Origin of the sequence: Paeniglutamicibacter sp. NPDC012692 (genome assembly GCF_042901625.1) — a bacterium.
Lineage (GTDB): Bacteria > Actinomycetota > Actinomycetes > Actinomycetales > Micrococcaceae > Paeniglutamicibacter.
This window is the reverse complement of record NZ_JBIBDE010000001.1, coordinates 587,868-600,741: the sequence shown is the minus strand read 5'-3', so window position 1 is coordinate 600,741 and position 12,874 is coordinate 587,868. Positions and strand designations below refer to the sequence as shown.

At 66.0% G+C, this 12,874-nt stretch carries 12 protein-coding genes; 10 read left to right on the top strand and 2 right to left on the bottom strand.

All coding sequences use genetic code 11. The features are described from left to right. Positions 1-56 precede the first annotated feature (56 nt). Positions 57-971 (top strand): pyridoxal 5'-phosphate synthase lyase subunit PdxS, encoded by a 915-nt coding sequence (gene pdxS / locus ACFY5D_RS02635; RefSeq protein ID WP_387524653.1) that lies wholly within the window; start codon positions 57-59, stop codon positions 969-971. A gap of 113 nt (positions 972-1,084) precedes the next feature. Here the strand turns inward: pdxS and ACFY5D_RS02630 are convergent, their stop codons facing one another. Both ACFY5D_RS02630 and ACFY5D_RS02625 read right to left on the bottom strand, forming a co-directional pair. Continuing rightward, complete coding sequence (locus ACFY5D_RS02630; RefSeq protein WP_387524651.1) at positions 1,085-1,840, bottom strand: GNAT family N-acetyltransferase; 756 nt, start codon at positions 1,838-1,840, stop codon at positions 1,085-1,087. Continuing rightward, positions 1,837-3,858 carry a M3 family metallopeptidase gene (locus tag ACFY5D_RS02625; protein WP_387524648.1) on the bottom strand — a complete coding sequence of 674 codons (2,022 nt, stop codon included), beginning with the start codon at positions 3,856-3,858 and terminating at the stop codon, positions 1,837-1,839. Before ACFY5D_RS02625 ends, ACFY5D_RS02630 begins: the two co-directional genes overlap by 4 nt. A gap of 79 nt (positions 3,859-3,937) precedes the next feature. Between ACFY5D_RS02625 and ACFY5D_RS02620 the strand changes: the two genes are divergently transcribed. From ACFY5D_RS02620 to secF, 9 genes are all read left to right on the top strand, one after another. After that, positions 3,938-5,230 carry a CapA family protein gene (locus ACFY5D_RS02620; protein WP_387524645.1) on the top strand — a complete coding sequence of 431 codons (1,293 nt, stop codon included), beginning with the start codon at positions 3,938-3,940 and terminating at the stop codon, positions 5,228-5,230. A 124-nt stretch (positions 5,231-5,354) separates the two neighbouring features. Beyond that, on the top strand, positions 5,355-6,023 hold the full coding sequence (pdxT, locus tag ACFY5D_RS02615; RefSeq protein WP_387524639.1) for a pyridoxal 5'-phosphate synthase glutaminase subunit PdxT: 669 nt from the start codon (positions 5,355-5,357) through the stop codon (positions 6,021-6,023). Positions 6,024-6,025: 2 nt separating this feature from the next. Next, on the top strand, positions 6,026-6,781 hold the full coding sequence (locus ACFY5D_RS02610; RefSeq protein WP_387524636.1) for a YebC/PmpR family DNA-binding transcriptional regulator: 756 nt from the start codon (positions 6,026-6,028) through the stop codon (positions 6,779-6,781). Between the two features lie 6 nt (positions 6,782-6,787). Continuing rightward, complete coding sequence (gene ruvC / locus ACFY5D_RS02605) at positions 6,788-7,393, top strand: crossover junction endodeoxyribonuclease RuvC (protein ID WP_387524633.1); 606 nt, start codon at positions 6,788-6,790, stop codon at positions 7,391-7,393. Between the two features lie 150 nt (positions 7,394-7,543). Next, positions 7,544-8,161, top strand: coding sequence for a Holliday junction branch migration protein RuvA (ruvA, locus tag ACFY5D_RS02600; protein ID WP_387524630.1), 618 nt, complete (start codon positions 7,544-7,546; stop codon positions 8,159-8,161). A 9-nt stretch (positions 8,162-8,170) separates the two neighbouring features. Further along, entirely contained in the window at positions 8,171-9,229 is a 1,059-nt protein-coding gene (gene ruvB / locus ACFY5D_RS02595; RefSeq protein ID WP_387524627.1) for a Holliday junction branch migration DNA helicase RuvB, read from the top strand. Between the two features lie 176 nt (positions 9,230-9,405). Continuing rightward, positions 9,406-9,873, top strand: coding sequence for a preprotein translocase subunit YajC (yajC, locus tag ACFY5D_RS02590; RefSeq protein ID WP_387524624.1), 468 nt, complete (start codon positions 9,406-9,408; stop codon positions 9,871-9,873). Positions 9,874-10,072: 199 nt separating this feature from the next. Then, positions 10,073-11,803, top strand: a complete 1,731-nt coding sequence (gene secD, locus ACFY5D_RS02585) for a protein translocase subunit SecD (RefSeq protein WP_387524621.1) — start codon at positions 10,073-10,075, stop codon at positions 11,801-11,803. Further along, positions 11,796-12,776: a protein translocase subunit SecF gene (secF, locus tag ACFY5D_RS02580; RefSeq protein WP_387524618.1), complete on the top strand. Its 981-nt coding sequence runs from the start codon at positions 11,796-11,798 to the stop codon at positions 12,774-12,776. The genes secD and secF overlap by 8 nt, the downstream gene beginning before the upstream one ends. The last annotated feature ends 98 nt before the right edge of the window (positions 12,777-12,874 follow it).

Genomic DNA, 12,874 nt, shown 5'->3' with positions numbered 1-12,874 from the left:
ACGTCCTCGTCCTACGATGATTCGCATACTGCTCACCTTATTGAAAGGAACTCAAGGTGTCTGAAAACGAAGGCGTCTCAACCCCGGCAACTACCGTAGGTAGCGATCGCGTCAAGCGCGGCATGGCGGAAATGCTCAAGGGCGGCGTCATCATGGATGTTGTCACCGCAGAACAGGCCCGCATCGCCGAAGATGCAGGCGCTGTGGCCGTCATGGCTCTCGAGCGTGTCCCGGCCGACATCCGCGCCCAGGGCGGCGTTTCGCGCATGAGCGACCCGGACATGATCGACAGCATCATCGATGCGGTATCCATCCCGGTCATGGCCAAGGCCCGCATCGGCCACTTCGTCGAGGCACAGATTCTTCAGTCCCTCGGTGTCGACTACATCGACGAGTCCGAGGTCCTTTCCCCGGCCGACTACGAGCACCACATCGACAAGTGGCCGTTCAAGGTTCCCTTCGTCTGCGGTGCCACCAACCTGGGCGAAGCCCTGCGTCGCATCAACGAGGGTGCTGCCATGATCCGTTCGAAGGGCGAAGCCGGTACCGGCGACGTTTCCAACGCCACCGGACACATGCGCAAGATCCGCGCCGAGATCGCCAAGCTTGCCGCCCTTCCGGAAGACGAGCTGTACGTTGCCGCCAAGGAACTGCAGGCCCCGTACGAGCTGGTCAAGGAAATCGCCGCCACGGGCAAGCTCCCGGTTGTGCTGTTCACCGCCGGTGGCATCGCCACCCCGGCCGATGCAGCCATGATGATGCAGCTGGGCGCGGACGGCGTGTTCGTCGGCTCGGGCATCTTCAAGTCCGGCAACCCGGCACAGCGTGCCGCAGCCGTGGTCAAGGCCACCACCTTCTTCAACGACCCGGACGAGCTGGCCCGCATCTCCCGCGGCCTGGGCGAGGCCATGGTCGGCATCAACGTCGCCGACATCCCGGCACCGCACCGCCTGGCCGAGCGCGGCTGGTAACACCGCCCTCCGCTGAGGCTGGCGCAAGCGCAAGGCCCGGACCCGGATCCAATTGCCCCCACGGGGCAGGAGGATCCGGGTCCGGGCCTTCGTCGTATGCGGTTATTGGGGGCTCAGCGCAGCACCATGTGGCGCCCGCGGCCGAGCAGGCGCATGCCGTTCGCCTCGAAGAACTGCGCCGACGTCGGCGACGCGGCGGCGATCAACTCGATGTGCGATTTTTCCTCAAGACCCAGCGGATTAACCATGCCGCGCGCGAGCCCGTGCAGGAGGGCCGAGCCGATGCCCTGGCGCCGGTGCGAGGCTCCCACGGCCAACCCGTGGATCGCGAGCTGCCCGCCGAGGGCCTGCTGGGCAAAGGCCCGGCCGACCAGGCCACCGTCAAGGGTCCTGGCCGTCGCCTGCTCGATGCGCCGCAGGGCGGGATGCCCGGCACTGAGCCCCGCGGCGGCCGGATCGCGCCACAGGTTTGCCACATTCAGCTCCCGGGCATCGGCGCCCGAGGCCTCCGGAACCTCGGTGCCCAGGCGCACGCGCCCCGGCCACAACTCGGCGGGGCTGACCAGTTCTCCGGCGTGCCAGCTGATCTGCGCGGAGTCGGTGAAACCTGCCGATTGCAGGCCGCCGGCAGGGGCGCCGGAGTTGACCCAGGCCTCGACGCGCCGCGCGCCCAGGCGGGTTCCCTCCGCCAGGCCCGGGCGGATGCCGGCTTCCTGGGCGTGCCGCGGGAAGAGCAGCACCAGCCGGCGGCGCGCCGGCTGCCAGGCCCACGAGCAGCCGTGGGTGGTGAAGAGCTTGCCGCCCGTGGCGATGGCCATGGCCTCGTGCCACTGGGTGAGTGTCTCCTGGGCAAAGCTGATGGTTGTCATGCGTCCTCGCCCGTTGACAGTCCCCGGCGAACCAGCAGCGGCTCGATCCGGGCCGGGCGGCCGCGGAAGAGCTCGTAGGATTCCAGCGGGTCGCGGGTGTTGCCGCGGGAAAGCAGTTCGCTGCGGAAGTGGTCCCCGTTGCCCCGGCGCAGGCCGCCGTTTTCGGTGAACCACTCCACGGTGTCGGCGTCCAGCACCTCGGACCAGATGTAGGAGTAGTACCCGGCCGAGTAGCCGCCGTCGAAGATGTGCTTGAAGTAGCCGGTCCGGTAGCGCGAGGGCACCAGGTCGGGAATCAGCCCGGCCTCCTTCAGGACACGGTCCTCGAAGGCCGCCGGATCCTCGACCGGCTCGCCGACGGGCAGCGAATGCCAGGCCAGGTCAAGGACGGCCGCGGTCAGGTATTCGGTGGTGGCAAAGCCCTCGCCCCACAGGGCCGCGGCTTCCAGCTTGTCGATGGTGCCCTCCGGCAGCGGTTCGCCGGTCTGCGTGTGGGCCGCGTAGCCGGGCAGGATGTCCTGGTGCAGCGACCACATCTCGTTGACCTGCGAAGGGTACTCGACGAAGTCCCGCGGCACCGAGGTGCCGGCCAACGACGGGTACTTCCCGGCGGAAAACAGCCCGTGCAGTGCGTGGCCGAATTCGTGGAAGAGCGTGTTGACCTCGTCGAAGCTCACCAGCGCGGGTTCCCCGGCCGCCGGCTTGGGGATGTTCAGCGTATTGGTGACCACCGGGAGTTCCCCGAACAGCCCGACGGATTCGCGGATCGAGTTCATCCACGCGCCGCCGGATTTGGTGGGGCGGGCAAAGAAGTCGCCCAGGAAGAGCCCCAGCACGCTGCCGTCCTCGTTGAACACGTCCCAGATGCGCACATCCGGGTGGTAGAGCGGCAGGTCGGTGCGTTCTGCGAAGGAAAGCCCATAGAGCCGGTGCGCGGCGGCGAAGACGCCGCGGGTGAGGACGGCGTCCAGCTCGAAGTACTCGCGCAGCGCCGCGCGGTCAAGGGTGTAGCGCTCCTTGGCGACGGCCGCCGAGTAGTAGGCCCAGTCCCACGGGTTGACCGGGGCGCCGGAAATCCTTGCCAGTTCATCGGCTTCGGCGCGGGCGTTGGCCACTGCCGCCGGAACGAGCTCGGCCAGACGTTCCCGGACCGCCTCAAGGGACGGTGCCGTTGCACCCTCCAGGACCACGTCGGCATGCGTGGCGTGGCCCAGCAGTTCCGCGCGGGTGGCGCGCAGCGCGGCCATCTGCGCGGCAACCTCCAGGGTGCGGTTCTCGCCGTGCTGGCCGCGGGTCACCGAGGCCTCGAAGAGCCGGCGGCGCGATTCGGTGTTCTCCAGCGTGGCCAGCAGCGGCTGGGAGGTCGGCAGCACCAGGGTCAGCAGGTACCCGGATTCGTGCCCGGCCTCGCGCGCGGCATCGGCGGCCGAGGCCAGTTCGCCCTCGCTGAGCCCGGCAAGTTCCCCGGCGTCCCCGAAGTGGACGGCGGCGTCGTTCATGGCGCCGAGCAGCTTGCGGGAGTACTCGGAGGACAGGTCCGTGATCCGCCCGTTCAGCTCGCGCAGCGTCGCCTTCTTGTCCGCGTCAAGTTCCGCGCCCGCGGCGCGGAAGGTGCGCAGGGTCTCGGACACCAGCCGCGCGTCCTCGCCCTGAAGCCCGGAGGCGTCGAGGGACGCCAGCCGGTCGAAGAGTTCCTGGTCCAGGTGGATCGCGTCCATATGGCCGGAGACGAGGGCCTGGAGCGTCGGGTCGATCTCGCGCAGGTCGTCGGTGCCGTGGGCGGAGAAGACCGTCCAGTACGCCATGATGGTCCGGCGCAGCAGCTGCCCGCTGCGTTCCAAGGCGACGAAGGTGTTCTCGAACGTCGGTGCCTCCGCATTCCGCGCGATGGCCAGAAGCTCTTCCAGATGACGCGCCACGCCGGTCTCTGCTGCCTCCAGGTAGTGCGCTGCGGTGATGGCGGGGAAATCGGGGAATTCGAACGGCAAGGTGCTTCGCTCAAGCAACGGATTCTGCATGTCCTTAAGCCTGTCACATGCCCGGCGCGCTGTCCGTTTCCCGCGCCGCCGGGTGCTCATCGAGGTTAGGCTCGTACCCATGCATGAACGACCAGCCGATTCCGTGCGTGCCGGAAGAATCCTTGCCGCGCTTCCGGCCCTGGCGCTGTCACTTGCCCTGGGAGCATGCTCGGTTGCGCCCGCGCAGCCCTCGCAGGTCGCCACCCCGACCTCCGCAGCACAGACTCCTGCCGCGCCGACAACCACGCCGGTGACCGACGCTGCGGGGCCAAGCGCCGCGTCAACAACGGGCACCCAAGTGCAGGAATCCGACGCGCCGGATCCACCCGCAAAAACGTCGGCCGACGCCTCGTGCCCCGGGGAGGAATGCATCGAGGTCGCCGTCGCCGGCGACATCCTCCTGCACCCGGCGCTGTGGGAACAGGCGACAAGGGACGGCAAGGGGAAGCTGGACTTCGAGCCGCTGCTCGGCGGCATCGCGCCGTTCCTCGCCGAGGCCGACCTGTCGCTGTGCAATCTCGAGACCCCGCTGGCCCCCAAGGGCGGCCCGTACCAGGGCTACCCGATGTTCACGGTGCCGCAGGAAATCGTCCCGGCGCTCAAGGCCGTGGGTTACGACGGCTGCACCACCGCGAGCAACCACTCGATGGACGGGGGAGTCCAGGGCGTCATCCGCACCCTGGACGCGCTGAAGGACGCGGGCATGGTTTCCACCGGCTCCTACCGGAGCGCCGGCGACGCCGGGAAGCCGCTTCTCACGCAGGTGGGCGGCGCCAAGGTCGCGGTCATCGCCGGCACCTATTCGCTCAACGGCATCGCCGAGGACGCTCCGTGGCGCGTCGACGGCATAGACAAGGCCTCGCTGGTTGCCCGGGCCAAGGCCGCACGCGCCGCCGGGGCGGACATCGTCCTGGCGGCAATCCACGACGGCACCGAATACACCGACAGGCCCACGGCCGGGCAGAAGGAGCTGTACCGGGCCCTGGCCGACAGCGGCGAATTCGACTTCGTCTACTCGCACCACACCCACTCGGTGCTGCCGATCGAAAAACGCGGCGACACCTGGATCGTCTACGGTTTGGGCAATTCCGTGGCGAAGCACGCCACCAAGACCGTGCTGAACCGCGAAGGCATCACCGTCAACATGCAATTCGTGCGAACCGCCGCCGGCTGGGAACCGGGGAAGCTGCGCTGGGCCCCCCACGTGATGGCCGAGGCCCCCGACCGCTGGTGCGCCCTGCCCGCGCCGGCCGGGAGCCAATGCACGGACAAGCCCGGCGACGCCGCGTCGCTGAAACGCACCACGTCAACCGTCCACGCCTTCGGCGCGGACACGGACGGCGCGGGACCATGGGAGCCGGCGGCCCCGTGACGCAGGCGATGCCCGACGCGCCGTGTCATCAAGATGGCATGAAGGCCGGTCCGGGTTTAAGCTTGGCTGTCCGCTTGCCCAAGCCGCAGGCGGAGCATACAAGGACAACCAGAAAGCGACACACGTGTCACGAATAGGAGTGCTCGCCCTGCAGGGCGATGTGCGTGAACATCTCCACACGCTGGGCGCCCTGGGCGCAGAGGCCGTCCCGGTGAAAACACCGCAGGAACTGGCGCAGGTCGAGGGCCTGATCATCCCGGGCGGCGAATCCACCGTCATCGACAAGCTCTCGCGCATGTACGGCGTGGCCGATGCCCTCAAGGCACGCATCGCCGACGGCTTCCCGGTCTACGGATCCTGCGCCGGGATGATCATGCTGGCCAACACGATCGCCGACCCCACCAAAAACCTCAAGGGGGAGCCGCAGCAGAGCTTCGGCGGCATCGACATGGTGGTGCGTCGCAACGCGTTCGGTCGCCAGGTCGACTCCTTCGAGGTCGATATGCAGGTCCGCGGCCTGGAGTCGCTCTCCAGCCAGGACCCCGACGAGCCGACCAAGCCCGTGCGCGCGGTGTTCATCCGCGCCCCGTGGGTCGAGAGCATCGGCCCGTCCGTCGAGGCGTTGGCCACTATTCCGGCAGCGAACACGCCGATGAACGCCGATGGTGTTCAGGTGGATAGAATTGTTGCAGTACGTTCGGGAAACCTGCTGGCGACGTCCTTCCACCCCGAGGTGACGGGCGAACGCCGCATTCACGAATTATTTATCCACATGATCAGAGGAGAAGCGTAAGCATGTCCGGCCACTCCAAATGGGCAACCACCAAACACAAGAAGGCTGCAATTGACGCCAAGCGCGCCAAGTCCTTCGCCAAGCTGATCAAGAACATCGAGGTCGCGGCACGAGCCGGCGGCGCCGATATGGCTGGCAACCCGGCACTGGAACTTGCTGTTTCCAAGGCCAAGAAGACCTCGGTTCCCAACGAAAACATCGACCGCGCCGTCAAGCGCGGCGCCGGCTTGACCGGTGAAGTCATCGACTACACCGAGATCATCTACGAAGCACGCGGCCCGCAGGGTTCGGCCCTGCTGATCGAGTGCTTGACCGACAACAAGAACCGCGCGGCCTCCGAGGTTCGCTTGGGCATCACCCGCAACGGCGGTTCCGTGGCGGATCCGGGTTCGGTTGCGTACCTCTTCGCCCGCAAGGGCGTCGTCGGCCTGCCGAAGAACGGCCTGACCGAGGACGACGTGCTCATGGCAGTCCTCGACGCCGGCGCCGACGAGGTCAAGGAAGTCGGTGACTCGTTCGAGATCCACAGCGAGCCGACCGACCTGCGCGCCGTCGTTGCAGCCCTCGAGGAGGCCGGCATCGAGTACGAGAGCGACGAAGTCGAATTCGTTCCCTCGATGCAGGTCGATCTTGATGCCGCGGCCGCTGCCAAGTTCCTGAAGCTTGCCGAGGCGCTGGAGGAGCTCGACGACGTGCAGAACGTCTACTCGAACGCCAACATCAGCGCCGAGGTCATGGCAGAACTCGAAGAGGCCTAGGCCCCTTTGGCCCTGCGTGTGGTTGGCGTCGACCCCGGACTGACCCGTTGCGGTCTGGCCGTGGTCGACGTCGAACCCAACAGGCGAGCCACGCTCATCGATGTCAAGGTCATCGGCACGGAGGCGGGGACGCCACTTGACCAGCGGTTGCTGGTCATCGCCGACGGTATCGATGCGTGGCTTGACCAGCACAAGCCCGATGTCGTGGCACTTGAGCGGGTTTTCAGCCAGCTCAACGTCAGCACCGTGATGGGCACGGCACAGGCCTCGGGCATCGTCATCGTTGCGGCGGCCCGCCGTGAGATCCCCGTGGCGTTGCACACCCCCACCGAGGTCAAGGCCGCGGTGACGGGATCGGGTACGTCCAACAAGCAGGCGGTCGGCAAGATGGTTGCCAAGATCCTGCGCCTGGACGAGCCTCCGTCGCCGGCCGATGCCGCCGACGCCGCGGCCCTTGCCATCACGCATGGTTGGCGCGGTGCGGCATTCGGCTCCGCCGGCGCTGCTGCATCGGCATCCTCCCCGCGCGGCGGAACCTCCTCGGGACTGACACCCGCCCAGCGAGCCTGGATTGCCGCCGAGGCCAAGGCCCGGAGCACCAAGTCCCGCTAAACCGGATACGGGCCTCCTCGCCGATACGCGGGTTTGCCCGGCGATCAAATCCACGAACAAATCGCGCCCAGCCTGTAAGCTGTTCGTAGATATATTCGCATTGCTGGTTATTGGTTGCCGGCAAACCCCAAACCACCGGAGGTCGGCCAGATGATCAGTACGCTCAGGGGAGTGGCGCAGCAAGTCAACCTGAACAGCGCGGTCATCGAGGTCGGTGGCTTCGGCATGCTCATCCAGGCAACCCCGCAAACGCTGTCCGCCCTGTTTGTCGGTCGCGAGGCGTTCGTGCACACCTCCATGGTGGTCCGCGAGGATTCCATGACCCTCTTCGGCTTCGCCAGCGGCGACGAGCGAGAGGTTTTCGAGGTCCTCATCGGCGTTTCGGGCATCGGCCCGCGTACCGGACTTGCCATCCTGTCCGTACACACCCCGGAGGACGTCCGCATCGCGGCCAGCACCAAGGACACCAAGGCCTTCACCAAGGTCTCGGGCATCGGGCCCAAGGGCGCCGAACGCATCGTGCTGGAGCTTTCCGGAAAGCTCACCCCGACCGGCGCCGTGGCAACGGGCGGCGTGGCTGCGGCCCCGGCCTGGGAACCGCAGGTCATCGAGGCGCTCACCGGCCTCGGCTGGACCGAGAAGGACGCCAACAAGGCCCTCGAAGCGCTGGCCAAGTTCGATCCGGAAATCACCACCAACGGCAGCGTTCCCGAAATCCTGCGGGCCGTGCTGCGTTCCCTGGGCCGCGGCACGCGAGCCGGACTCTAGGAGTAGACAATGAGCGAATCCGGCATCCTCACCAACGCAGGTTCCGAACCCGAAGAGCGCGTACTCGAGGCGGCGCTTCGTCCCAAGAACCTCGACGACTTTGTGGGGCAGGCCCGGGTCCGCCAACAGCTCTCGCTGGTGCTTGAAGCCTCGAAGATCCGTGAACGCACGGCGGACCACGTGTTGCTCTCGGGCCCTCCAGGCCTGGGCAAGACGACGCTGTCCATGATCATCGCCGCCGAAATGAATGCGCCATTGCGCATCAGCTCGGGGCCTGCCATCCAGCATGCCGGCGACCTGGCCGCAATCCTGTCCTCGCTGACGGAGGGCGAAGTCCTCTTCCTGGACGAGATCCACCGGATGAGTCGCCCCGCCGAGGAAATGCTGTACATGGCCATGGAGGATTTCCGTGTCGACATCATCGTCGGCAAGGGCGCCGGCGCCACGGCCATCCCGCTCGAACTTCCCCCCTTCACGCTCGTGGGTGCCACCACGCGCGCCGGCCTGCTTCCGGGCCCGCTGCGCGACAGGTTCGGGTTCACCGGGCACCTGGAGTTCTACAGCGTCGAGGAACTCGAACTCGTGTTGCGCCGTTCGGCCATGATGCTCTCGCTCAAGGTCAACTCCGCGGCATTCAGCGAAATCGCCTCGCGTTCGCGTGGAACTCCCCGCATCGCCAACCGCCTGTTGCGCCGCGTGCGCGACTGGGCCCTGGTGAACAGGTTGGAAAACATCGATGCACGGGCCGCATCCGCCGCGCTGGACATGTATGAGGTCGATGCGCGCGGCCTTGACCGACTTGACCGTTCGGTGCTGCATGCCCTGTGCACCAAGTTCGGCGGGGGGCCGGTTGGCCTCTCGACCCTGGCAATCGCCGTCGGCGAGGAAACCGAAACCGTCGAGACGGTTGCCGAACCATACCTCGTGCGCGAGGGCCTGCTCGGTCGGACCCCGCGCGGACGCATTGCCACCGCGGCCGCTTGGGACCACCTCGGCCTGCGCATGCCGGCCGAGGCTGTATTCGCCGGGCGCGGGGCCTTCGAAAACGACGGGGACGACGGGGAATAAAGAAATTCCCTGATTGTTTACCGGGTGAATACCGAAAATTCAAAGGATATTTACAGGGCAAATGTTGGCCTTGGTCACAGTTTCTGCATTTTGGCACGATAGGATAAGTAGGCCCACCGGCTGCAATCATTCCGTGCGCAGACCGATGACTATGACTTAGAAACAGGTATTTACTCGTGACCGATTACGTTTTGGCCCAGGCCGCCGCTGGTGCGAAGGCCCCATTCGACCCCACCATGCTGATCATGCTTGCCGCATTCGGCCTGCTGATCTTCATGATGATGCGCGGCCGTAAGAAGGCTGCCAAGGCCCAGGAGGAGATTCGTTCGAACCTGGAACCCGGCGCCGAGGTCATGACCCAGTTCGGCCTTTTCGGCCGCATCGTGAGCATCGATACCGATGAGAACAAGATCGTCCTGGAAGTTTCCCCGGGCAACAACGTCACCGTTCACTCGCAGACCGTTGCCAAGGTGGTGGCCACCGAGGCCGCAGCTCCGGCCGTCGAGGTTCCGAACGACGCTTCTTCGCTGACCGCAGCCCCGGTGGAACCGACCGAGACTCCGGCGTCAGACGCCGCGGCTTCCGAGACCCCGGAGGAGACCCTGCGTCGCCTCAACAACGAGGACAACGGCCCGAAGGCCTAACGAGCCTCACCATCCCTTAGCAGTGAACGGTTTGAGGGACGTCCCAAGGTCCACGACCTTGGCCGACTGATCCCCGCCCACCGGCATTCACCAAGCGGCCCGGGGCACTGACAAGGGCCAAAAGCCCACAGTGCCCCGGGTTTTACGCGGAGTCTTCGCCCGCCATTTGATGCGGTCGCAACAATCAGAAAGCCTCACGATGTCAACTACTGGTCCGATCAAGCAGGCGCGTAAATCCCTGCTGTGGCTCGGCGTTATCTTCCTCATCTCGGCAGCCATTCTTGTAACTGGCGTGCTGAACGGGAAAACGACTTTTGCCCCGAAACTGGCCCTCGACCTCGAGGGCGGCACCCAGATGATCCTGGCACCACGTGTGCAAGGCGGCGCCGCCGCCACGCAGGAGCAGCTGGACCAGGCCGTGGAGATCATCCGCGACCGCGTCGATGGCTCGGGCGTTTCGGAAGCCGAAATCACGACCCAGTCTGGTCGCAACGTCGTAGTCTCCATGCCGGGCGTTCCCGACGCCCGCACCCGCCAGCTGATCCAGGCCTCGGCCAACATGGAGTTCCGCCCGGTCATCATTGCCGGCGCGTACACGGCCGTCCCCGAGGACCAGCGCACCCCGGCGGCGGATTTGCCGAAGCCGACAGAAGAGCCGAAGAACGCCTCGGACACCAATTGGATCACCCCGGAGCTGTTCACGCAGTTTGAGGCCTACGACTGCCCGGCAGAAGAGGGCAAGGGCGCGGACACCGTCCACGACCCGGCCAAGCCGATGATTTCCTGCGAGCCGGGCACCGGTGCCAAGTACATCCTCGGCCCCGTGGAGGTTCCCGGCGCGAACATCTCCGACGCATACTCGGAAATGGCCCGCGGCCAGCAGGGGGCAGTGACCGGCCAGTGGGCAGTCAACCTCGTCTTCAACGAGGAAGGCAAGAAGCAGTTCGCCGACGTCACCCAGCGACTTCGTCCGTTGCCGGGTTCGCAGAACCAGTTCGCCATCGTGCTCGACGGCACCGTGATTTCCGCACCGACCACCAACGCCGTGATCGCCGACGGCCGGGCACAGATCACCGGCAATTTCACCGAGGAAAGCGCCAAGGCGCTGGCCGACCAGTTGAAGTTCGGTGCTCTTCCGATTAGCTTCGAGATCCAGTCCGAACAGCAGATCTCCGCAACCCTCGGCGCGGACCAGCTCAAGAGCGGCCTGATTGCCGGCCTGATCGGCCTGCTCCTGGTCGGCATCTACTCGATCTTCCAGTACCGGATGCTCGGTTTCGTGACCATCGTGTCACTGCTGGTCTCCGGTGTCCTGACCTACCTGGCCCTGGTGCTGCTCGGCTGGTCCATGAACTACCGACTGTCGCTGGCAGGCGTCGCCGGTTTGATCGTGGCCATCGGCCTGATCGCCGACTCCTTCATCGTCTACTTCGAACGCATCCGCGATGAGCTGCGCGACGGACGCCCGCTGCCATCGGCCGTTGAAATGGGCTGGAAGCGCGCCAAGCGCACCATCCTCGCGGCCAAGGCAGTGAACATCCTCGCCGCCATCGTGCTCTACGTCGTGGCAGTCGGCAACGTCAAGGGCTTCGCCTTCACCCTGGGCCTGACGGCAATCATCGACATCATCGTCGTCTACCTGTTCACGCACCCGGTCCTGCAGCTGATCGCCAAGACCAAGTTCTTCGGCGAGGGACACCGTTTCTCCGGCCTGGACCCGTCGCTGCTCGGCGTCGTCCCGCTATACCAGGGCGCGGGCAAGATCCGCAGCTTCAGCATCGAGGCCGATGCGGCCCGCGGCAAGAAGAACGCCAGTGCGGCCAAGGAAGCGGAACGTCGCCAGACGATCGCCGAACGACGCCAGGCCGCCTCCCATGGCGTGGCCACCAAGCAGGACGACAGCGCTGATAAGGATTCATCAAATGGCTAATCTCGCAACATGGGGCAACGAGCTCTACACCGGCAAGCGGTCCTACCCGTTCGTCGGCAAGCACAAGCTCTGGTTCGCCATCGCCGGAGTCCTGGTGCTGCTCTCGATCCTGGTTCCGGTCGTCAAGGGCGGCTTCAACCTGGGCATCGATTTCCGCGGCGGCTCCGAATTCACCGTCTCCAGCGTGGAGCACGTGGACGTCGCCGTCGGTGAAAAGGCCGTGGTGGGCGTCGCTCCGGACCACCACCCGAGCGTGACCAACATTGCGCCGAACACCATGCGCGTCCAAACCGACAAGCTCACCACGGACCAGACCCTGCAGGTTGCCGAAGCACTGGCGTCGGCCTACGGGGTCACGAAGAACGAGGTCACCTCGACGTTCGTCGGCCCGACCTGGGGCGCGGACGTCTCGAAGCAGGCAATGATCGGCCTGGTCGTCTTCGTGGTCCTGGTGGCCCTGCTGATGGCGGCGTACTTCCGGACCTGGAAGATGTCGCTGGCGGCGATCATCGGCCTGCTCGCCGTGGTTGTCATCACCGCGGGCATCTACGGGCTCTCCGGCTTCGAGGTCACCCCGTCGGCGGTCATCGGCTTCCTGACGATCCTCAGCTACTCGCTGTACGACACCGTCGTGGTGTTCGACAAGATCCGCGAAAACACGGCGGGCTTCGCCGATCAGCACAGGCGCAACTTCGAGGAACTGGTGAACCTGGGCATCAACCAGACCCTGGTCCGCTCGATCAACACCTCCGTGGTTGCGGTCCTGCCGGTCGCCTCGATCCTCTTCATCGGTTCCTACCTGCTGGGAGCCGGCACGTTGAAGGACCTGTCGCTGGCGCTGTTCGTCGGCATCATCGTGGGCACCCTGGCCACGATCTTCATCCAGGCACCGCTGTACGCGTGGCTGCGCCACAAGGATGCGGACGTGGTTGCACACAACAAGAAGATCGAACTGGTTCGCCAAGACGCCTGATCAGCTTCGCCAAGACGGCGGGGTGGCGGATGTAATGTCCGCTACCCCGCCGTCTTGTATTAAGCCGAAGTGCTATAACCTTGCAGGAGACGTTGGTG